The organism is Klebsiella sp. GG_Kp175 (genome assembly GCF_040062325.1).
Classification (GTDB): Bacteria; Pseudomonadota; Gammaproteobacteria; order Enterobacterales; family Enterobacteriaceae; genus Klebsiella; species Klebsiella quasipneumoniae.
The window spans coordinates 74,111-95,556 of the sequence record NZ_JBEAFX010000010.1 but is presented as its reverse complement, the minus strand read 5'-3'; the positions used below and the strand labels follow the sequence as shown (position 1 = coordinate 95,556).

Genomic DNA, 21,446 nt, shown 5'->3' with positions numbered 1-21,446 from the left:
AAAGTTATGTTCGGATCTTATAACAGATCGCTTCATTCTCGGCGTGGGTATGACAAAATAGCGGTTTTGTGTTGGCTTGTGGAGTCGCCCGTGCAGGATCGCAATTTCGATGACATTGCTGAAAAGTTTTCGCGCAATATTTACGGCACCACAAAAGGCCAGCTGCGCCAGGCGATCCTCTGGCAGGATCTGGAGCCGCTGCTGGCGCAGCTGGGGCCGGGGCCGCTGAGGGTACTGGATGCCGGCGGCGGCGAAGGGCAAACGGCCATTAAAGTGGCGCAACTGGGCCATCACGTGACGCTGTGCGATCTCTCCGCTGAAATGGTGGCCCGCGCCCGCCAGGCTGCTGTCGATAAAGGTGTGATCGACAACATGCATTTTGTACAATGCGCGGCTCAGGATATTGCGCAGCACTTGGAAAGCCCGGTCGATCTGGTACTGTTTCATGCGGTGCTGGAGTGGGTGGCGGAGCCCCAGGCGGTGCTGCGTACCCTGTGGTCGACGCTGCGTCCTGGCGGCGGCTTGTCGTTGATGTTCTACAATGCTAACGGCCTGCTGATGCACAATATGGTTGCCGGTAATTTCGATTACGTACAACTGGGCATGCCAAAAAAGAAAAAACGCACGCTGTCGCCGGACTATCCGCGTGAGCCGCAGCAGGTTTATCACTGGCTGGAAGAGATTGGCTGGCAGATTGTCAGCAAAACCGGCGTGCGGGTGTTTCATGATTATCTGCGTGAAAAACGCCAACAGCATGACAGCTATGCGGCGCTGCTGGAGCTGGAGACGCGCTACTGTCGTCAGGAGCCGTACCTCAGCCTGGGCCGTTATATTCATGTCACCGCGCTTAAGAGCCAGGCTCATAGCCGCAGATGCAAGGATAAAGTATGAGTGAATTTTCCCAGACAGTCCCCGAACTGGTTGCCTGGGCCAGGAAAAATGATTTTTCTATCTCGCTGCCGGTCGACAGACTCTCTTTCCTGCTGGCGATCGCCACCCTGAATGGCGAACGGCTGGAAGGGGAAATGAGCGAGGGAGAACTGGTGGATGCGTTCCGCCACGTGAGTGATGCGTTTGAGCAGACCAGCGAAACCATCAGCCAGCGCGCCAATAACGCCATCAACGATTTGGTGCGCCAGCGTCTGCTGAACCGCTTTACCAGCGAAATTACCGAAGGCAATGCAATCTATCGTCTGACGCCGTTGGGGATCGGGATCACCGATTATTATATCCGGCAGCGCGAATTTTCGACGCTGCGTCTCTCGATGCAGTTGTCGATCGTCGCCGGCGAGCTGAAGCGCGCGGCGGATGCTGCGGAAGAGGGCGGCGATGAGTTTCACTGGCATCGCAACGTTTTTGCCCCGCTGAAGTATTCGGTAGCGGAAATTTTCGACAGCATCGACCTGACGCAGCGCATCATGGATGAGCAGCAGCAGCTGGTGAAAGACGATATCGCGCAGCTGTTGAACAAAGACTGGCGCGCGGCGATTTCCAGCTGTGAACTGTTGCTGTCGGAAACCTCTGGCACCCTGCGTGAACTGCAGGATACGCTGGATGCGGCGGGGGATAAGCTGCAGGCGAATCTGCTGCGCATTCAGGATTCGACCATGGCGCGCGACGATCTCCATTTTGTCGACCGGCTGGTGTTCGACCTGCAAAGCAAGCTCGACCGCATCGTCAGCTGGGGCCAACAGGCGATTGACCTGTGGATCGGCTATGACCGCCACGTGCACAAGTTTATCCGTACCGCTATCGATATGGATAAGAACCGCGTCTTCGCCCAGCGTCTGCGCCAGTCGGTACAGACCTATTTTGATGAGCCGTGGGCGCTGACTTACGCCAACGCCGACCGTCTGCTGGATATGCGCGACGAGGAGATGGCCCTGCGCGATGAAGAGGTCACCGGCGAGCTGCCGGCGGACCTCGAATTTGAAGAGTTTAACGAAATTCGCGAGCAGCTGGCGGCGCTGATCGAAGCGCAGCTGGCGGTCTATAAAGAGAAAGGAATACCGCTGGATCTCGGCCTGGTGGCGCGGGAGTTCCTGGCGCAGTATCCGCGCGGGCGTCACTTCGACGTGGCGCGGATCGTCGTGGATCAGGCGGTACAGCTGGGCGTCGCCCAAGCAGATTTCACCGGACTGCCAGCCAAATGGCAGCCGATTAATGATTACGGAGCCAAGGTACAGGCGCATGTCATTGACAAATATTGAACAAGTGATGCCGGTTAAGTTGGCGCAGGCGTTAGCCAATCCGTTATTTCCGGCGCTGGACAGCGCCTTGCGCGCGGGCCGACATATCGGCCTCGACGAGCTGGATAATCACGCATTTTTGATGGACTTCCAGGATTATCTGGAAGAGTTTTACGCTCGCTATAACGTCGAGCTGATCCGCGCGCCGGAGGGGTTTTTCTACCTGCGCCCGCGTTCCACAACCCTGATTTCACGCTCGGTGCTGTCCGAACTGGATATGATGGTGGGCAAAATTCTTTGCTATCTCTATCTCAGCCCGGAGCGCCTGGCAAACGAAGGAATTTTCACCCAGCAGGAGCTGTATGACGAGCTGCTGACCCTGGCGGATGAATCCAGGCTGCTGAAGCTGGTCAACAACCGTTCCACCGGTTCGGATCTGGACCGTCAGAAGCTGCAGGAAAAAATGCGCGCGTCGCTAAACCGCCTGCGCCGTCTGGGGATGGTGTGGTTTATGGGCCACGACAGCAGTAAGTTCCGCATTACCGAATCGGTATTCCGCTTTGGCGCCGATGTACGCGCCGGCGACGACCCGCGCGAGGCGCAGCGCCGCCTGATCCGCGACGGGGAAGCGATGGCCCTGGAAAATCACCTGCAGCTCAATGATGAGAATGAAGAGAACCAGCCGGATAGCGGGGAGGAAGAGTAATGATTGAACGCGGTAAGTTTCGCTCGCTGACGCTGGTTAACTGGAACGGCTTCTTTGCCCGGACCTTTGATCTTGATGAACTGGTCACTACCCTCTCCGGGGGGAACGGCGCCGGTAAGTCGACGACCATGGCGGCCTTCGTCACGGCGCTGATCCCCGATTTAACCCTGCTGCACTTCCGTAACACCACCGAAGCGGGGGCCACCAGCGGCTCACGCGATAAAGGCCTGCACGGTAAGCTGCGCGCCGGCGTCTGTTACTCAGTGCTCGACGTTATCAACTCCCGCCATCAGCGCGTGGTGGTCGGCGTGCGCCTGCAGCAGGTTGCCGGGCGCGATCGCAAAGTCGATATCAAGCCTTTCGCCATTCAGGGGCTGCCCACCTCTATCCTGCCGACCCAGCTGTTAACCGAAACGCTGAACGATCGCCAGGCGCGCGTAGTCAGTCTCAATGAGCTGAAAGACAAGCTCGAGGCGATGGAAGGGGTCCAGTTTAAGCAGTTCAACTCGATCACCGAGTATCATTCGCTGATGTTCGATCTGGGCGTGGTGGCGCGCCGTCTGCGTTCCGCCTCCGATCGAAGTAAATATTATCGCCTGATCGAGGCCTCGCTGTACGGCGGGATCTCCAGCACCATTACCCGCTCGCTGCGCGACTACCTGTTGCCGGAAAACAGCGGCGTGCGTAAGGCATTCCAGGATATGGAAGCGGCGCTGCGGGAAAACCGCATGACTCTCGAGGCGATCCGCGTCACCCAGTCCGATCGCGATCTGTTCAAACATCTGATTAGCGAAGCCACCAACTACGTGGCGGCGGACTATATGCGTCACGCCAACGAGCGGCGTATTCATCTTGATAAGGCGCTGGAGTATCGTCGCGATCTCTTTACCTCGCGTTCGCAACTGGCGGCGGAGCAGTATAAGCACGTCGACATGGCGCGCGAGCTGCAGGAGCATAACGGCGCAGAAGGCGATCTGGAAGCGGATTACCAGGCCGCCAGCGATCACCTGAACCTGGTGCAGACCGCGCTGCGTCAGCAGGAAAAAATCGAGCGCTACGAAGCGGATCTTGACGAGCTGCAGATCCGTCTGGAAGAGCAGAACGAAGTGGTGGCGGAAGCCATCGATCGCCAGGAAGAGAACGAAGCCCGCGCCGAGGCCGCCGAGCTGGAAGTGGATGAGCTGAAAAACCAGCTCGCCGACTATCAGCAGGCGCTTGACGTGCAGCAGACCCGAGCCATTCAGTATCACCAGGCGCTGCAGGCGCTGGAGCGCGCGAAGGCGCTGTGCCATCTGCCGGACCTGACGCCGGAGAGCGCCGACGAGTGGCTGGAAACCTTCCAGGCGAAAGAGCAGGAAGCGACGGAGAAAATGCTGTCGCTGGAACAGAAAATGAGCGTGGCGCAAACCGCGCACAGCCAGTTTGAACAGGCCTACCAGCTGGTGGCGGCGATTAACGGCCCGCTGGCGCGCAATGAAGCCTGGGACGTGGCGCGCGAATTGCTGCGCGACGGCGTGAACCAGCGCCACCAGGCCGAGCAGGCGCAGGGGCTGCGCAGCCGCCTCAACGAGCTGGAGCAGCGCCTGCGCGAGCAGCAGGACGCCGAGCGCCAGCTGGCTGAGTTCTGCAAACGCCAGGGCAAACGCTACGATATCGACGATCTGGAAACGCTGCATCAGGAGCTGGAAGCGCGCATCGCTTCGCTGGCCGACAGCGTTTCTAACGCTCAGGAACAGCGCATGACCCTGCGCCAGGAGCTGGAGCAGCTGCAGTCGCGCACTCAGACGCTGATGCGCCGGGCGCCGGTCTGGCTGGCGGCGCAGAATAGCCTTAACCAGCTGTGCGAGCAGAGCGGCGAGCAGTTTGAGTCCGGCCAGGAGGTTACCGAATACCTGCAGCAGCTGCTGGAGCGCGAGCGCGAAGCTATCGTTGAACGTGACGAGGTCGGCGCCCGCAAGCGCGCCATCGACGAAGAAATCGAGCGTCTCAGCCAGCCGGGCGGTTCGGAAGATCCGCGCCTCAACGCGCTGGCGGAACGGTTCGGCGGCGTTCTGCTGTCCGAGATCTACGATGATGTCAGCCTTGACGATGCGCCGTACTTCTCCGCGCTGTACGGTCCGTCGCGCCATGCCATCGTGGTGCCGGATCTGTCGCAGGTTGCCGAGCAGCTTGAAGGGCTGGAGGATTGTCCGGAAGATCTCTATCTGATCGAAGGCGATCCGCAGTCCTTTGACGATAGCGTATTCAGCGTGGACGAGCTGGAAAAAGCGGTGGTGGTGAAGATTGCCGACCGCCAGTGGCGTTATTCGCGCTTTCCGTCGCTGCCGCTGTTTGGCCGCGCCGCGCGTGAAAACCGCATTGAAACCCTGCATGCCGAGCGTGAATCGCTGTCCGAGCGTTTTGCGACCCTGTCGTTTGACGTGCAGAAAACACAGCGTTTGCATCAGGCTTTTAGCCGCTTCATCGGCAGCCATCTGGCGGTGGCCTTCGAGGACGATCCGGAAGAAGAGATCCGCAAACTCAACAGCCGCCGCGGCGAGCTGGAGCGCGCGCTGAGCGCCCATGAAAGCGATAACCAACAGAACCGCGTGCAGTATGAGCAGGCGAAAGAGGGCGTGTCGGCGCTTAACCGCCTGCTGCCGCGCCTGAATCTGCTGGCGGATGATACGCTGGCCGACCGCGTGGACGAGATCCAGGAACGTCTGGATGAAGCGCAGGAGGCCGCGCGCTTTATTCAGCAGCACGGCAATCAGTTGGCGAAGCTGGAGCCTATTGTTTCGGTGCTGCAGAGCGATCCGGAGCAGTTTGAGCAGCTGAAAGAAGATTACGCCTATGCGCAGCAGACCCAGCGCGATGCGCGCCAGCAGGCTTTTGCCCTGGCGGAAGTCGTCCAGCGCCGGGCCCACTTCAGCTACTCCGATTCGGCGGAAATGCTCAGCGGCAACAGCGATCTCAACGAGAAGCTGCGCCAGCGTCTGGAGCAGGCGGAAACCGAACGCAGCCGCGCGCGCGACGCGATGCGTGCCCATGCGGCGCAGCTTAGCCAGTACAATCAGGTGCTGGCCTCGCTGAAGAGCTCGTATGACACCAAGAAAGAGCTGCTTAACGATCTGTATAAAGAGCTGCAGGACATTGGCGTACGCGCCGATGCCGGCGCGGAAGAGCGGGCCCGTGCGCGTCGCGATGAGCTGCACATGCAACTGAGCAATAACCGCTCCCGTCGCAATCAGCTGGAGAAAGCGTTGACCTTCTGCGAAGCGGAAATGGACAACCTGACCCGCAAACTGCGCAAGTTAGAGCGCGATTATTGCGAAATGCGCGAGCAGGTGGTGACCGCCAAGGCGGGCTGGTGCGCGGTGATGCGCCTGGTGAAAGACAACGGCGTCGAGCGTCGTCTGCACCGCCGCGAGCTGGCCTATCTTTCCGCCGACGAGCTGCGCTCCATGTCGGATAAGGCGCTCGGTGCGCTGCGTCTGGCTGTCGCTGATAACGAACATCTGCGCGACGTGCTGCGTATCTCGGAAGATCCGAAGCGTCCGGAGCGCAAAATTCAGTTCTTCGTTGCCGTCTACCAGCATCTGCGCGAGCGTATCCGCCAGGATATTATCCGCACCGATGATCCGGTGGAAGCGATCGAGCAGATGGAGATTGAGCTCAGCCGCCTGACCGAAGAGCTAACAAACCGCGAACAGAAGCTGGCCATCAGCTCCCGCAGCGTGGCCAACATTATTCGCAAAACCATTCAGCGTGAGCAGAATCGTATCCGGATGCTCAATCAGGGATTGCAGAGCGTCTCCTTCGGCCAGGTCAACAGCGTGCGTCTGAACGTCAATGTGCGTGAGACCCATTCGATGCTGCTCGATGTGCTCTCCGAGCAGCATGAACAGCATCAGGATCTCTTCAACAGCAACCGCCTGACCTTCTCGGAAGCGCTGGCTAAGCTCTATCAGCGCCTGAATCCGCAGATCGACATGGGGCAGCGCACGCCGCAAACCATCGGTGAAGAGCTGCTCGACTACCGCAACTATCTGGAGATGGAAGTGGAAGTTAACCGCGGCTCCGACGGCTGGCTGCGCGCGGAGTCCGGCGCGCTGTCCACCGGGGAAGCGATCGGTACCGGGATGTCGATTCTGGTGATGGTCGTCCAGAGCTGGGAAGATGAATCCCGCCGGCTGCGCGGCAAGGATATCTCGCCTTGCCGTCTGCTGTTCCTCGATGAAGCGGCGCGTCTCGATGCCCGCTCCATCGCCACGCTGTTCGAGCTGTGCGAACGTCTGGAGATGCAGCTGATTATCGCGGCGCCGGAGAACATCAGTCCGGAGAAAGGCACCACCTATAAACTGGTGCGTAAAGTGTTCAATAATCACGAACACGTCCACGTGGTGGGGCTGCGCGGGTTTGCCGCGCCGCTGCCGGAAGCGCTGCCGGGAACGGCCGACGCCTCCTGAGGCTGCGGCTACATTCTGGCGGTTAAGCGGTGAAGAGGGCAACGTTAAGTTGCCCTTTTTTTCTATCCAGCCCGGCATGCCAGGGTGGTATAATCTTTAAACTTCTTTACATTAGGTAAGGCAAAAGCCTTTTCGTCTTTATATACTGAAAAAGAGCCCCAATTTTCTGGGCTGCAATGTGTGACAACAGGGGGCAAGGGATGTTGCTAAAGAAACGGTATGGTCGTCCATTGTCAGCGCTCAGCCTGAGCCTGGCACTGGCATTTGCTCCGCTGTTCAATGTCCAGGCCGAAGAGCCTGAAGTCGTACCCGGCGACAGTTCCGCGACGCCCGCTGAGGTCTCTGTCGCGCTGGCGCAAAGCGATGGGCAATCGCCGGCGGTCGCGAAGCTGGCCGGTGAGCAGCCGCTGTCGATGGCGACGGCGGCAAACAGTCGCGCCCAGATCGAGGCGCTGTTGCCGGCAGGGTATAAACCCGTCTTTATGAATCCGCTGGTGTCGCTGTACGCCGCCAGGGATATGAAACCGATGTGGGAAAACCGCGAGGCGGTGCAGGCGTTCCAGCAGCAGCTGGCGGAGATCGCCATCGCCGGTTTTCAGCCGCAGTTTACCACCTGGGTCAGTCTGCTGACCGATCCCGCCGTCAGCGGCATGGCGCGCGATGTGGTGCTGTCGGACGCCATGATGGGCTATCTGCACTTTATCAGCGGCATCCCCACCCAGGGGACCCGCTGGTTGTACAGTTCAACGCCGTACAAGATGGCGACCCCGCCGCTGTCGGTGATTAACCAGTGGCAGCTGGCGCTGGACAATGGCTCCCTGCCGGCGTTTATCGCCGGCCTGGCGCCGCATCATCCGCAGTATGAAGCCATGCATCAGTCGCTGCTGGCGCTGGTGGCTGATTCTCGCCCGTGGCCGCAGATGACCGGCAGCGGCTCGCTGCGCCCCGGCGAATGGAGCAATGATATCGGTGCCCTGCGCGAGATCCTCCAGCGTACCGGGATGCTGGACAATACCGCCAATATCGTTCTGCCTGGCGATGTGGTGAGCCCGTCGGCGAAGAAAAAGAGCAAACCCGCGGCGCGCGGCGTGTACGATCGCCAGCTGGTGGAGGGGGTTAAGCGCTTCCAGGCGATGCAGGGGCTGGGGGCGGATGGCGTCATCGGCCAGTCGACTCGCGACTGGCTCAACGTCTCTTCCGCGCAGCGCGCAGGGGTGCTGGCCCTGAACATTCAGCGTTTACGCTTACTGCCGGGCAAACTATCCACCGGCATTATGGTCAATATTCCGGCGTTCTCGCTGGTCTATTACCAGGACGGCAGCCAGGTGCTGGCCTCGCGGGTGATTGTGGGGCGTCCAGACCGCAAAACGCCAATGATGAGCAGCGCGCTGAATAACGTGGTGGTCAATCCGCCGTGGAACGTGCCGCCAACCCTGGCGCGCAAAGATATCCTGCCGAAGGTGCGTAACAATCCAGGCTATCTGGAGCAGCATGGCTACACCGTGATGCGCGGCTGGAACAGTAAAGAGACCATCGATCCTTATCGGGTTGACTGGTCGACCATCACCGAGAACAACTTACCGTTCCGCTTCCAGCAGGCGCCCGGGGCGCGTAACTCGCTCGGACGCTACAAGTTCAATATGCCGAGCTCCGATGCCATCTACCTGCACGATACGCCGAACCATAATCTGTTCCAGAAGGATGTTCGTGCGCTCAGTTCCGGCTGTGTGAGGGTGAATAAGGCTTCGGAGCTGGCCAATATGCTGCTGCAGGATGCGGGCTGGAATGACTCGCGTATTTCTGATGCCCTGAAGCAAGGGGACACGCGCTATGTCAATATTCGGCAAAATATACCGGTGAATTTATATTACTTAACGGCGTTTGTGGACGCTGATGGACGTACACAATATCGAACAGATATTTACAATTACGATATCACTGCGCGATCCAGCGCACAAATTCTGACGAAAGCTGAACAATTAATCAGGTAAATGAAGTAGTTCAATGGATTTTGTTGTCCTAGCACTGGGTAAAAAAGGGCGCTGCTCCTCTGCAGCGCCCGATTTTCCTGGGGTGAGGCTGCCTTGACGTTGGCAATAATGCCCGGTAAGGTGCCTTTCGTGCGCCAGAAGTGCATATACATATCATTCCGCTCAATGCGTAGCGCGGTCAGCGCGAACGCTCTCTTTTGCCGGGCTGCATCAAGGCTGTGGCGAGCGATGGCGTGCTGAGGTTCTGCATCGCGCAAGGCGGAAAAAGTATATAACGATTCATTGACTGTAGACCTGATTATCATGGACAAATTTGACGCTAATCGCCGCAGATTGCTGGCGTTGGGTGGTGCTGCGCTGGGTGCTGCCGCCATTCTCCCTGCGCCGGCATTTGCCACCCTCTCGACCCCCCGTCCGCGTATTTTGACGCTGAATAACCTGCATACTGGTGAATCACTCAAGGCGGAGTTTTTCGATGGCAGAGGCTATATTCAGGATGAATTAGCAAGACTTAACCATTTTTTCCGTGATTACCGCGCGAATAAAATTAAGTCCATCGATCCAAATCTGTTCGATCATCTTTATCGGTTGCAGGGACTACTTGGCACCAACAAACCTGTCCAGCTTATCTCTGGCTATCGTTCCCTCGATACCAATGATGAGCTTCGCGCACGAAGCCGTGGTGTAGCAAAACACAGCTATCACACCAAGGGGCAGGCAATGGATTTCCATATTGAAGGTATTTCGTTAAGCAATATTCGCAAAGCGGCGTTATCTATGCGCGCAGGTGGTGTAGGATATTACCCACGTAGTAACTTTGTGCATATTGATACCGGTCCCGTAAGGCACTGGTAACGAAAGGAGCGTCATGAACTATCGTATTATTCCGGTTACCGCGTTCGCGCAGAACTGTTCTCTTATCTGGTGCGAACAAACCCGGCTGGCTGCGCTGGTCGATCCTGGCGGCGATGCTGAACGTATCAAAGCGGTGGTGGCGGAGGCTGGCGTCACGCTGATGCAGATCCTGCTGACGCATGGTCATCTCGATCACGTCGGCGCCGCTGCGGAACTGGCGCAGCATTATGGCGTACCGGTTATTGGTCCGGAAAAAGAAGATGAGTTCTGGCTGGAAGGATTACCGGCGCAAAGCCGGATGTTCGGCCTGGAGGATTGCCAGCCGCTGCGTCCGGATCGCTGGCTCAATGAAGGCGATGTGGTTAATGTGGGGAATGTGGCGCTGCGGGTACTGCACTGCCCGGGCCATACGCCGGGTCACGTGGTCTTCTTTGATGACGCTTCCCGACTGCTCATTTCCGGAGATGTGATTTTCAAAGGCGGGGTGGGGCGCAGTGATTTTCCACGCGGCGACCATGGGCAGCTGATCGCGGCCATTAAGGATAAGCTGTTGCCGTTGGGCGATGACGTGACCTTTATTCCCGGCCATGGTCCGCTGTCGACGCTGGGTGAGGAACGCCGCAACAACCCGTTCCTGCAGGATGAGATGCCGGTCTGGTAACCGACCTGACGCGAACATAAAAAAGGCCGCATTCGCGGCCTTTTTCTTGATATCGAATAATATTGCTTACAGCACGGCGACGATGGCTTCGCACAGCGGCGCCATGTTGTCAGGCGTCATGCCGGCCACGTTGATACGGCCGGACGCGACCGCATAGATGGCGAACTCTTCACGCAGACGCAGCACCTGCTCTTTCGTCAGGCCGCTGAACGAGAACATACCGTTCTGTTTGCTGATAAAGCTGAAGTCGCGGCTCGCGCCTTTTTCCTGCAGGGTATTGACGAACAGCAGTCGCATGCGCTGAATGCGCTGGCGCATATCGGTCAGCTCCTGCTCCCAGATCGCCCGCAGCGCATCGTTGCTCAGAATGGTCGCGACCACGGACGCGCCGTGCGCAGGCGGGTTGGAGTAGTTAGCGCGGATCACCGACTTCATCTGGCTGAATGCGCGGTCTACAGTCTCCTGATCGGCGGCGACCAGAGTGCAGGCGCCGACGCGCTCGTTGTACAGGCCAAAGTTTTTCGAGTAGGAGCTGGCGACCAGCAGCTCTTTATGCAGAGCAGCAAAGGCGCGCAACCCTTCAGCATCTTCTTCCAGGCCGCGGGCGAAGCCCTGATAGGCGAAATCGAACAGCGGCAGCCAGCCTTTCTCGACCGACAGCTGCGCCAGCGTCTGCCACTGATCGAGCGTGGGATCGATACCGGTCGGGTTGTGGCAGCAGCCGTGGAACAGTACCACGTCGCCCGCCTGGGCTTCGTTCAGGCTGGCAAGCAGACCATCAAAGTCCAGCGCGTGGTTAGCCGCGTCGTAGTAGGCATATTCACGCACTTCCAGCCCGGCGGAGGTAAACACACTCTTATGGTTTGGCCAGCTTGGGTTGCTTACCCACACGCGTTTCACGTCGGTGTTTTTGGCGAGGAAGTCTGCGGCGACGCGCAGTGCACCGGTACCGCCCGGGGTCTGCGCGGTGCGGGCGCGTTTATCGGCGATAATCGCATTGCCTTTACCGAACAGCAGCTCCTGGGTGCAGCGACCAAATTCAGGAATACCATCGATGCCCAGATAGTTTTTAGTCGTTTCATTTTCCAGCAGGTACTGCTCTGCTTTTTTGACGCTGGTCAGAACGGGGGTTTTACCAGTTTCATCCTTGTAAACACCAATTCCGAGGTTAATCTTTTCAGGGCGGTCATCGGCACGAAACAGATCGGCCAGACCTAAAATCGGGTCGGCTGGGGCGGCGGTAATGTTCTCAAACATGACGAGGTTCCATTGTGATTACTGAAGGGAAATCCGCTATCAGGTTAACGGGAGAACAACGAATTGCCAACCGTTTGCGACAAAAAGCGCGAAGGTTTTCGAAAGATACGATCTTTGCCTCACGAATAGAGAAAAGCAGGACCGAAGTCCTGCTCTGAAGGCATATCACGAAGGGGTGTACTGCAAATTAGAACTGGTAAACGATACCCACGGCCGCCTGGTCGTCGGTCGCTACGCCAGCTTCACGCGTATAAGCGTTGTCGTCCAGTTGGTTGAACTTGTACGCCGCATAGACGTTCATGTTCTTGTTGAAGTAGTACCAGGTACCCACTTCGACGTATTTAACCAGATCCGCATCGCCGCCGGAGAAGCCGCCGCGCGCCTGCAGGTCTTTGCCTTTGGTCTGTACGTAGCCGATGGACGGACGCAGGCCGAAGTCGAACTGATACTGTACAACGGCTTCGAAGTTCTGGGTTTTGCCAGCGAAGTAGTTACCCTGGTTTTCCGGGGTCATGTTGTAAGTCTGGGAGTACATGACGGCCGCGTAAACGTTGTTGGCGTCATATTTTGCAGAGGTTGCCCAGGCTTCGGCTTTGTCGCCATTGCCGTCAGCTTTCTGATCTACGCTACGGTTGGAACCGGAGTAGCCAGCAGACAGCGCAATACCGTTGTCGAACGCGTAGGTCGCCGCGGTGCTGAAGCCGTCGCCATTCTGCTTGTGAATCGAACGGTCGTGGTCGTTTTTACCCTGGTACTGCAGCGCGAAGCTCAGGCCGTCAACCAGACCGAAGAAGTCAGAGTTACGGTAGGTTGCCACGCCGTTGGTACGGCCGGTCATGTAGTTGTCGGTGTAGTTCCAGCCGTCGCCGCCCCATTCAACCAGCATATCGGTTGCTGCTTCGACGTCGTAGATTGCGCCGTAGTTACGGCCGTAGTCGAATGAACCATACTCGCCCGCTTTCAGACCTGCGAACGCCAGACGGGTTTTGGTCGGCTGGGAACCTTCAACGTTGGAGGCGTCCATGTTGTATTCCCACTGACCGTAGCCGGTCAGCTGATCGTTGATCTGAGTTTCGCCTTTCAGGCCGATACGGGCGTAGGTGGTATCGTCGCTGCTGGTGTCGCCATTGGTGGTCCAGACGTGCTCGCCGACCATTTTTCCATAGAAGTCCAGTTTGTTGCCGTTTTTGTTATAGATTTCTGCAGCGTTAGCTGCACCGGCTACCAGCAGGGCAGGGATCACCACTGCCAGAATATTGCGCTTCATCATTATTTATTACCCTCATTAATATTTTTTATATGAACACGTGCCACTGCCGTCAATAAGTTCTGTCAATAAAAACTTACAGAACCATTGATGAGAGTTTGGTGTCTGAAGGCATCTTTCCATCCGCGACAACGTTTCGCTAGCCGGAAAATGCTACTAATATCTCATATGAGTAACAAAACGAAAAAACATGTAACTAAATATGTATTTTTGGGAACTTTGTGAACTTAATCAAAATTCCGTTCCACATGGTGAGGTAAATCGCCCTTCCATATCTATCTATATGAAATATTTATGATTAATTTGGATAAAGGTAAATTTGCTCATTTTATGTGTTGAATTCGCCTTCTTTTTATTCAGCCTTTGTCTTGGCAAGATGTGCGGCGTATGGTTAAAAAATGAGCAAATTAATCAGGGGCTTTGCTCTGTTATGAACAAAAAGTGCGATCTGTATCACCAGGATGCACCGAAACAGTGCGTAACATAAATGTGAATTCGAGGCCTTGATGTTTAAGTTTGTTGAATTTTGATAACAGTAATTGACATAAAAAAAGGCCAGCTTGCGCTGGCCTTTCAGGTTTATGTCAGAAAAATTTAGAATGTCGCGTTGCGCGGGGTCCGCGGGAACGGAATGACATCGCGGACGTTCTGCACGCCGGTCACGTAGGCGATCAGACGCTCGAAGCCCAGGCCAAAGCCGGAGTGTGGAACGGTGCCATAGCGGCGCAGATCGCGATACCACCAGTAGTCTTCTTTATTCAGGCCCATCTCGGCCATACGCGCGTCAAGCACGTCGAGGCGCTCTTCACGTTGGGAACCACCGATGATCTCGCCAATACCCGGCGCCAGGACGTCCATTGCCGCGACGGTTTTACCGTCTTCGTTAAGGCGCATGTAGAACGCCTTAATATCTTTCGGGTAGTTTTTCACCACCACCGGCGCTTTGAAGTGTTCTTCAGCCAGGTAACGTTCGTGCTCGGAGGAGAGATCCACGCCCCAGTACACCGGGTTCTCGAATTGCTTGCCGCAGTTTTCCAGAATGGTGACGGCGTCGGTATAATCCACCTGCGCAAAATCAGCGGTGATAAAGCGCTGCAGACGGTCGATAGCGTCTTTATCAACGCGCTCGGCGAAGAACTGCATGTCGTCCGCGCGCTCTTCCAGTACCGCTTTAAAGACGTACTTGAGCATCGCTTCCGCCAGGCCGGCAACATCGTTCAGATTGGCGAAGGCCACTTCCGGCTCCAGCATCCAGAACTCCGCCAGGTGGCGGCTGGTGTTGGAGTTTTCCGCGCGGAAGGTCGGGCCGAAGGTGTAAATCTTCGACAGCGCGCAGGCATAGGTCTCGCCATTCAGCTGGCCGGAAACGGTCAGGAACGACTCTTTACCGAAGAAGTCTTTGTCGAAATCGACTTTGCCCTGATCGTTACGCGGCAGGTTTTCCAGATCCAGCGTCGACACGCGGAACATTTCGCCGGCGCCTTCGGTATCGGAGGCGGTGATCAGCGGGGTGGAGACCCAGAAGAAGCCCTGCTCATCAAAGAAGCGATGCAGCGCCTGCGCCAGGGTGTGACGCACGCGGGCAACCGCGCCGATCAGGTTGGTGCGCGGACGCAGGTGGGCCACTTCACGCAGATACTCGATGCTGTGGCGCTTGGCCGCCATCGGGTAAGTGTCCGGGTCTTCCACCCAGCCGGTCACTTCCACGTTGGTCGCCTGGATCTCAAAGCTCTGACCCTGGCCCTGGGAAGCCACGACTTTACCGGTGACAATCACCGAGCAACCGGTGGTCAGACGCAGCACTTCCTGATTGTAATTGGGCAGAGAATTATTAATAACGGCCTGTACAGGATCAAAGCAGGAACCGTCATAGACGGCGAGGAATGAAAAGCCAGCTTTTGAATCTCGGCGGGTACGCACCCATCCGCGGACCGTGACTTCGCTGTCAACGGCAACGCGGCCCTGGAGTACGTCGGCTACAGGCACAACGCTCATAATAATCTCTCTATATAGTCCAATAAAAAAGTCTCTTCCCCCTACAGCGGGGGGATATCTATGTTACCTGTCATCTTCCATCAGACAAGTAGATTTCGCATCATAAGCGGATAATTCGGCAATAAATAATAAAGAAAAAGGAGCCTGAAAGGCTCCTTAAGAAAATTAGCTCGCTTTTTTAATCGGCGGCAGGTCGAACGCCTCGCGCAGGGCGCGGACGAAGGCCTTATCGTGGCAGATGGTTTTCCCCGGGCTGTCGGAGAGTTTCGCCACCGGCTTGCCGTTACATTCCACCAGCTTAATCACGATATTGAGCGGTTTAACCTGCGGCAGATCGCAGGTTAAACGGGTGCCGATCCCAAAGCTCAGCTTCACCCGCGAGGCGAAGTGGCGATACAGGTCGACGGCTTTCGCCAGATCGAGATTATCGGAGAAGACCAGCACTTTGCTCAGCGGATCGATGCCCAGCTTCTGATAATGGGCGATGGCTTTTTCACCCCATTCCACCGGGTCGCCGGAGTCGTGGCGCAAACCCTGATAGCGGGTGGCGAACTCCGGACCGAAATCGCGCAGGAACGCATCCATGGTGATGCAGTCGGTCAGCGCGATGCCCAGTTGGTCAGGATACTCTTCCAGCCAGGCGGCGAGGGCCGCCCGCTGGCTGCTGGCCAGGTTCGGGCTGATCTGCTGATGAGCCTGGAACCACTCATGGGCTTGGGTGCCCATCGGGGTTAAGTTGAGACGGCGCGCCAGATCGTAGTTGCTGGTGCCAACAAACCATGGCTCCTGCTGCAGGCGTTGCACAATAGCTTCCTGCACCTCGCGTGAAAAACGACGGCGGGTGCCGAAATCCATCAGACGGAAGGCGCTCATGTCGAGGCCAGCGGTCATGGTGGCGAAGTCGCCTAGCTTATGTTCCAGCGCGTTTAGCGCTTGTTCCACGCCCGTCTCGGGTGAACGGTAGCGATGTACCAGCTCGCTTATCACCGCCAGCAGCGGGACTTCCCACATGATGGCTTCCCGCCATGGGCCGGTAAGGCGAATGTTCAGCTTGCCGTTGTCATTGGTGACCGTGACCTGGCGTGGGTCATAGCGAAAATCGCGCAGCCAGTCGAGGTAATCCTGGCGAAAAAAAGGAAGGGTGGACAGCCAGCGATATTCATCATCCCGCAGCCTCAGGTAGCGCATGGACTCCACCTGCTCGCGGATCGCGTCGGCATAGATGCCGAGCAGGTCGTCTCCGCGGCAGCGAAACTCCGCCGCCACATGTACATCGCCGTAGCGGTGGAAGACAGCCTGCTGCATGTGCAGCTTGTAGGCATCCGTATCAAGCAGCGAGTGCAGTACAGGAGAAGTGAATTGTGTCATGGTGCGCAGTAGCATCCTCTCACTGGAGCGTTCCATCGAAACCAACGCGGAAAAAGGAGGCGGAGTATACCTTTATTACCCGGCTCTGTCCCGCGATGGCGAGCAATGGCGACGCTGACGGTCATTTGCGAGGCCTAGTTTAATATATTGAACATGGATCACACCACAAGCTTTGCGTCGGGTCGAGGGCATTTCGTGCCGCGAGTGTTAACAAAATGTAGCGATTTCCGTGTTTCACGTTGAAAAGATGAAGATTCTGCATAGCGCGATTGACACAACGGGAATAGACTGGGACGACACTTTACCGAAGATGCGAAAGGTTTTTTATGACACAACAGCCCCAAGCCAAATACCGCCACGACTATCGTGCGCCGGAGTATCTGATTAGCGATATCGATTTGACCTTTGACCTGGATGCCGCAAAAACCGTTGTTACGGCCGAGAGCAAGGTCTCCCGCCACGCGGCAGCGTCTGATGTGCCATTGCGCCTGGACGGCGAAGATCTGACCCTGATTTCGCTGCAGGTGAACGGACAGCCGTGGAGCGACTATAAAGAAGAAAACAATCAGCTGGTGATCGGCGGCCTGCCGGAGCATTTCACCCTGACCATCGTCAATGAGATCAGCCCGGCGGCGAACACCGCGCTGGAAGGCCTGTATCAGTCAGGCGAAGCGCTGTGCACCCAGTGTGAAGCGGAAGGTTTCCGCCACATCACCTGGTATCTGGACCGTCCGGACGTGCTGGCGCGCTTTACCACCAAAATTATCGCCGATAAAGCCAAATATCCGTTCCTGCTCTCCAACGGCAACCGTATGGCGGAAGGGGAACTGGAGAACGGTCGTCACTGGGTACAGTGGCAGGATCCATTCCCGAAACCGTGCTACCTGTTTGCGCTGGTGGCCGGTGATTTCGACGTCCTGCGCGACACTTTTACCACCCGCTCCGGGCGTGAAGTGGCGCTGGAGCTGTACGTCGATCGCGGCAATCTCGACCGCGCGCCGTGGGCGATGACCTCGCTGAAAAACTCCATGAAATGGGATGAGGAGCGCTTTGGCCTCGAGTATGACCTCGACATCTATATGATTGTCGCCGTCGACTTCTTCAATATGGGCGCGATGGAAAACAAAGGGCTGAACGTCTTTAACTCCAAATATGTCCTGGCGCGGACCGATACCGCCACCGATAAAGACTACCTTGATATTGAGCGGGTAATTGGTCATGAGTATTTCCATAACTGGACCGGCAACCGCGTTACCTGCCGCGACTGGTTCCAGCTAAGCCTGAAAGAGGGGCTGACCGTGTTCCGCGATCAGGAGTTCAGCTCCGACCTCGGCTCGCGGGCGGTGAACCGCATCAACAACGTGCGCACTATGCGCGGGCTGCAGTTTGCCGAAGACGCCAGCCCGATGGCGCACCCGATCCGCCCGGATATGGTTATCGAGATGAACAACTTCTACACCCTGACGGTCTACGAAAAGGGGGCCGAAGTGATCCGCATGCTGCACACTCTGCTGGGTGAAGAAAACTTCCAGAAAGGGATGCAGCTCTATTTTGAACGTCATGACGGCAGCGCCGCCACCTGCGACGATTTCGTCCAGGCGATGGAAGATGCCTCGAACGTCGATCTGTCGCACTTCCGCCGCTGGTACAGCCAGTCCGGTACGCCGATCGTCACCGTCCATGACGACTATAACCCGGAAACCGAGCAGTATACGCTCACCATCAGCCAGCGCACGCCGCCGACCGCCGAGCAGGCTGAGAAACAACCGCTGCATATTCCGTTTGCCATCGAGCTGTACGATAACGAAGGTAAGGTGATCCCCCTGCAGAAGGGCGGCCATCCGCTGCACCCGGTGCTTAATGTGACTCAGGCTGAGCAGACCTTCGTCTTTGATAATGTCTATTTCCAGCCGGTACCGGCCCTGCTGTGCGAGTTTTCAGCACCGGTGAAACTGGAATACAAGTGGAGCGATCAGCAGCTCACCTTCCTGATGCGCCATGCGCGGAATGATTTCTCGCGATGGGATGCGGCGCAGAGCCTGCTGGCGACCTACATCAAGCTGAACGTTAACCGTCATCAGCAGGGACAGCCGCTGTCGCTGCCGGTGCACGTGGCGGACGCCTTCCGCGCGATTCTGCTCGACGAGAAGATTGACCCGGCGCTGGCCGCCGAGATCTTAACCCTGCCGTCGGCCAACGAAATCGCCGAGATGTTCGCCATTATCGATCCTATCGCCATCGCCACCGTGCGCGAGGCGCTCACCCGCACCCTGGCGAACGAGCTGGCGGACGAATTCCTCGCGGTATATAACGCCAATAAGCTCGACAGCTACCGGGTGGAGCATGCCGATATCGGTAAGCGCGCCCTGCGCAATACCTGCCTGCGCTATCTGGCGTTCGCAGAACCGACGCTGGGCGATAAGCTGGTGGCGGCGCAGTATCACCAGGCGGATAACATGACCGACGCGCTGGCCGCGCTGTCGGCGGCGGTTGCCGCTGAGCTGCCGTGCCGCGATGCGCTGATGCAGGAGTATGACGACAAATGGCATCAGGACGGCCTGGTGATGGACAAGTGGTTTATCCTGCAGTCCACCAGCCCGGCGGCCAATGTGGTCGAAACGGTACGCGGTCTGCTGAACCATCGTTCGTTCAGCATGAGCAACCCGAACCGCGTGCGGTCGCTCATCGGCGCTTTCGCAAGCAGCAACCCGGCGGCGTTCCATGCGGAAGACGGCAGCGGCTACCAGTTCCTGGTGGAGATGCTGACCGAGCTTAACCAGCGCAACCCGCAGGTCGCATCGCGACTGATTGAGCCGTTGATTCGCCTGAAGCGTTACGATGAGAAACGCCAGGCGCTGATGCGCGCCGCGCTGGAGCAGCTGAAGGGTCTGAAGGATCTCTCAGGCGATCTGTACGAGAAAATCAGTAAGGCGCTGGCGTAACCGTGGCGTAAACCCGGATTGCGGCGCACATTGCGCCCTGTCCGGGTTACCTGGTGCCGCAGTGATGTTGTCGTGTGGCGCGATGCTTACCCGGTCTGGAATACGCGGCAGATTTGTCGTTGGTCGCCCGGCTGAGCAAAGCGCGAGCCGGGGACATGTCGGATGACGATATGCCCCCGTTCTGACAGCAGACCGTTACTCCGGTCAGCCATGACTTAATAAACGCGGCGCACGCTCGCTGTCGCCGCGCTTCATCACCCGATCCAGTACCTCCGCCTCCAGCTCGGCCAGCTTCGCCGAACCGGTGCGCCGCGGTCGCGGAATATCCACGTTCAAATCGAGACCGATCTTCTTCTCTTCAATTAACAGCACCCGGTCGGCCATCGCCACCGCTTCGCTGACGTCGTGGGTCACCAGCAGGACCGTAAAGCCATGCTCCTGCCACAGGGAGACGATCAGCTCCTGCATCTCCAGACGGGTGAGGGCGTCCAGCGCCCCCAGCGGCTCGTCCAGCAATAGCAGGCGCGGGCGATGGATCAGGGCGCGGGCCAGCGCAACGCGCTGCTTTTGCCCGCCCGACAGCGCCGCCGGCCACTCCTGCGCGCGACTCTCGAGTCCGACGCTGGCCAGTGCCTGCAGGGCGGCTTCGCGCCAGGCGCCTTTTAACCCCAGCCCCACGTTATCAATCACCGTTTTCCACGGCAGCAGGCGCGCATCCTGAAACATCATCCGGGTGTCGTCCTGGATCGCCGCCAGCGGCGTTGCGCCCGCCAGCAGCTCGCCAGCGTTCGGGTTTTCCAGGCCCGCCAGCAGGCGCAGCAGGGTACTTTTGCCGCCGCCGCTGCGGCCCACCACCGCCACAAACTGGCCGCTGGGGATATGCAGATCCAGCTCGTTAAGAATGGTGTTGTCGCCATAGCGTTTAGTCACCCCGTTCAGCAGCAGCGGGATACCTGGGTTTAGACGGGCAGTGTTCATGCGTTCGCCTCCTGAAGATGATACGCCGGGTTCCAGCGCAGCCAGAGCCGCTCCAGCAGCTGGGCGCTGACGTCGGCCAGTTTGCCAAGAATGGCGTAAAGAATGATGGCGACCACCACCACGTCGGTTTGCAGAAATTCACGCGCATTCATCGCCAGGTAGCCGATACCGGCGTTCGCCGAGATGGTTTCGGCGACAATAAGCGTCAGCCACATCAGACCGAGGGCGAAACGCACGCCGACCATAATCGAGGGTAGGGCGCCGGGTAAAATCACGTGACGGAAAAGAGCAAAGCCGGATAAACCATAGCTGCGCGCCATCTCCACCAGTCCGCGGTCGATATTGCGGATCCCGTGCCAGGTGTTGATATAGATCGGGAACAGGGTGCCCAGCGATACGAGGAAGATCTTGGCGGTCTCATCGATGCCGAACCACAAGATCACCAGCGGGATCAGCGCCAGATGCGGCACATTGCGCAGCATCTGGATCGACGTGTCCAGCAGGCGCTCGCCCCAGCGTGACAGACCGCTGATCAAGCCGAGCACCAGCCCAATGGAGCCGCCGATGGCGAAGCCGACCAGCGCCCGCCACGAGCTAATGGCCAGATGCTGCCACAGCTCACCGCTGGCCGAGAGGGTCCAGAACGCTTTCAATACGCCCTCCGGCGAGGGTAGCACCCGCGTCGACAGCCAGCCGACGGACGAGGCCAGCTGCCAGACAATGACCGTTCCCACCGGCAGCAGCCAGGGGGCGAGGCGTAATAACAGGGGATGGGTTGATTTTGCCATC

The 21,446-nt window shown here is 57.9% G+C and carries 14 protein-coding genes; 8 read left to right on the top strand and 6 right to left on the bottom strand.

Going from position 1 to position 21,446, the window contains the following annotated elements:
- Positions 1 to 90 precede the first annotated feature (90 nt).
- The 7 genes from cmoM to ABLU73_RS15565 all read left to right on the top strand — a co-directional run bounded on the left by cmoM (position 91) and on the right by ABLU73_RS15565 (position 10,850).
- Positions 91 to 891 (top strand): tRNA uridine 5-oxyacetic acid(34) methyltransferase CmoM, encoded by an 801-nt coding sequence (gene cmoM / locus ABLU73_RS15595; protein ID WP_017899447.1) that lies wholly within the window; start codon positions 91 to 93, stop codon positions 889 to 891.
- Positions 888 to 2,210, top strand: a complete 1,323-nt coding sequence (mukF, locus tag ABLU73_RS15590; protein ID WP_002898189.1) for a chromosome partition protein MukF — start codon at positions 888 to 890, stop codon at positions 2,208 to 2,210. The genes cmoM and mukF overlap by 4 nt, the downstream gene beginning before the upstream one ends.
- Positions 2,191 to 2,895: a chromosome partition protein MukE gene (gene mukE / locus ABLU73_RS15585; RefSeq protein ID WP_004150840.1), complete on the top strand. Its 705-nt coding sequence runs from the start codon at positions 2,191 to 2,193 to the stop codon at positions 2,893 to 2,895. The genes mukF and mukE overlap by 20 nt, the downstream gene beginning before the upstream one ends.
- Positions 2,895 to 7,343 carry a chromosome partition protein MukB gene (gene mukB, locus ABLU73_RS15580; protein ID WP_023320073.1) on the top strand — a complete coding sequence of 1,483 codons (4,449 nt, stop codon included), beginning with the start codon at positions 2,895 to 2,897 and terminating at the stop codon, positions 7,341 to 7,343. Before mukE ends, mukB begins: the two co-directional genes overlap by 1 nt.
- A 200-nt stretch (positions 7,344 to 7,543) precedes the next feature.
- The gene (gene ldtD / locus ABLU73_RS15575; RefSeq protein ID WP_004201402.1) at positions 7,544 to 9,334 is read left to right on the top strand and encodes a L,D-transpeptidase; all 1,791 of its coding nucleotides are present in this window, start codon (positions 7,544 to 7,546) and stop codon (positions 9,332 to 9,334) included.
- Positions 9,335 to 9,637: 303 nt separating this feature from the next.
- Positions 9,638 to 10,189: a YcbK family protein gene (locus ABLU73_RS15570; protein WP_004201403.1), complete on the top strand. Its 552-nt coding sequence runs from the start codon at positions 9,638 to 9,640 to the stop codon at positions 10,187 to 10,189.
- A gap of 13 nt (positions 10,190 to 10,202) precedes the next feature.
- Positions 10,203 to 10,850, top strand: coding sequence for an MBL fold metallo-hydrolase (locus ABLU73_RS15565; protein ID WP_023289031.1), 648 nt, complete (start codon positions 10,203 to 10,205; stop codon positions 10,848 to 10,850).
- A 66-nt stretch (positions 10,851 to 10,916) separates the two neighbouring features.
- Here the strand turns inward: ABLU73_RS15565 and ABLU73_RS15560 are convergent, their stop codons facing one another.
- From ABLU73_RS15560 to pncB, 4 genes are all read right to left on the bottom strand, one after another.
- Positions 10,917 to 12,107, bottom strand: a complete 1,191-nt coding sequence (locus tag ABLU73_RS15560) for an amino acid aminotransferase (RefSeq protein ID WP_017899450.1) — start codon at positions 12,105 to 12,107, stop codon at positions 10,917 to 10,919.
- A gap of 187 nt (positions 12,108 to 12,294) precedes the next feature.
- Positions 12,295 to 13,377 carry a porin OmpK35 gene (ompK35, locus tag ABLU73_RS15555; RefSeq protein WP_004201406.1) on the bottom strand — a complete coding sequence of 361 codons (1,083 nt, stop codon included), beginning with the start codon at positions 13,375 to 13,377 and terminating at the stop codon, positions 12,295 to 12,297.
- A 591-nt stretch (positions 13,378 to 13,968) separates the two neighbouring features.
- Entirely contained in the window at positions 13,969 to 15,369 is a 1,401-nt protein-coding gene (asnS, locus tag ABLU73_RS15550; RefSeq protein WP_017899452.1) for an asparagine--tRNA ligase, read from the bottom strand.
- Positions 15,370 to 15,534: 165 nt separating this feature from the next.
- Entirely contained in the window at positions 15,535 to 16,737 is a 1,203-nt protein-coding gene (pncB, locus tag ABLU73_RS15545) for a nicotinate phosphoribosyltransferase (RefSeq protein ID WP_264923449.1), read from the bottom strand.
- A gap of 326 nt (positions 16,738 to 17,063) precedes the next feature.
- Between pncB and pepN the strand changes: the two genes are divergently transcribed.
- Positions 17,064 to 19,679, top strand: a complete 2,616-nt coding sequence (gene pepN, locus ABLU73_RS15540; protein WP_017899454.1) for an aminopeptidase N — start codon at positions 17,064 to 17,066, stop codon at positions 19,677 to 19,679.
- A gap of 204 nt (positions 19,680 to 19,883) precedes the next feature.
- Here the strand turns inward: pepN and ssuB are convergent, their stop codons facing one another.
- Positions 19,884 to 20,657 carry an aliphatic sulfonates ABC transporter ATP-binding protein gene (gene ssuB, locus ABLU73_RS15535; protein WP_264923448.1) on the bottom strand — a complete coding sequence of 258 codons (774 nt, stop codon included), beginning with the start codon at positions 20,655 to 20,657 and terminating at the stop codon, positions 19,884 to 19,886.
- Positions 20,654 to 21,445, bottom strand: a complete 792-nt coding sequence (gene ssuC / locus ABLU73_RS15530; RefSeq protein WP_004201413.1) for an aliphatic sulfonate ABC transporter permease SsuC — start codon at positions 21,443 to 21,445, stop codon at positions 20,654 to 20,656. Before ssuC ends, ssuB begins: the two co-directional genes overlap by 4 nt.
- Position 21,446: the final 1 nt, after the last annotated feature.

Excerpts from the sequence above, each read along its gene's own strand:
- mukF (WP_002898189.1), top strand. The coding sequence starts at position 888 with ATGAGTGAATTTTCCCAGACAGTCCCCGAACTGGTTGCCTGGGCCAGG.
- mukE (WP_004150840.1), top strand. The coding sequence starts at position 2,191 with ATGTCATTGACAAATATTGAACAAGTGATGCCGGTTAAGTTGGCGCAG.
- mukB (WP_023320073.1), top strand. The coding sequence starts at position 2,895 with ATGATTGAACGCGGTAAGTTTCGCTCGCTGACGCTGGTTAACTGGAAC.
- ldtD (WP_004201402.1), top strand. The coding sequence starts at position 7,544 with ATGTTGCTAAAGAAACGGTATGGTCGTCCATTGTCAGCGCTCAGCCTG.
- ABLU73_RS15570 (WP_004201403.1), top strand. The coding sequence starts at position 9,638 with ATGGACAAATTTGACGCTAATCGCCGCAGATTGCTGGCGTTGGGTGGT.
- ABLU73_RS15565 (WP_023289031.1), top strand. The coding sequence starts at position 10,203 with ATGAACTATCGTATTATTCCGGTTACCGCGTTCGCGCAGAACTGTTCT.
- ABLU73_RS15560 (WP_017899450.1), bottom strand. The coding sequence starts at position 12,107 with ATGTTTGAGAACATTACCGCCGCCCCAGCCGACCCGATTTTAGGTCTG.
- ompK35 (WP_004201406.1), bottom strand. The coding sequence starts at position 13,377 with ATGATGAAGCGCAATATTCTGGCAGTGGTGATCCCTGCCCTGCTGGTA.
- asnS (WP_017899452.1), bottom strand. The coding sequence starts at position 15,369 with ATGAGCGTTGTGCCTGTAGCCGACGTACTCCAGGGCCGCGTTGCCGTT.
- pncB (WP_264923449.1), bottom strand. The coding sequence starts at position 16,737 with ATGACACAATTCACTTCTCCTGTACTGCACTCGCTGCTTGATACGGAT.
- pepN (WP_017899454.1), top strand. The coding sequence starts at position 17,064 with ATGACACAACAGCCCCAAGCCAAATACCGCCACGACTATCGTGCGCCG.
- ssuB (WP_264923448.1), bottom strand. The coding sequence starts at position 20,657 with ATGAACACTGCCCGTCTAAACCCAGGTATCCCGCTGCTGCTGAACGGG.
- ssuC (WP_004201413.1), bottom strand. The coding sequence starts at position 21,445 with ATGGCAAAATCAACCCATCCCCTGTTATTACGCCTCGCCCCCTGGCTG.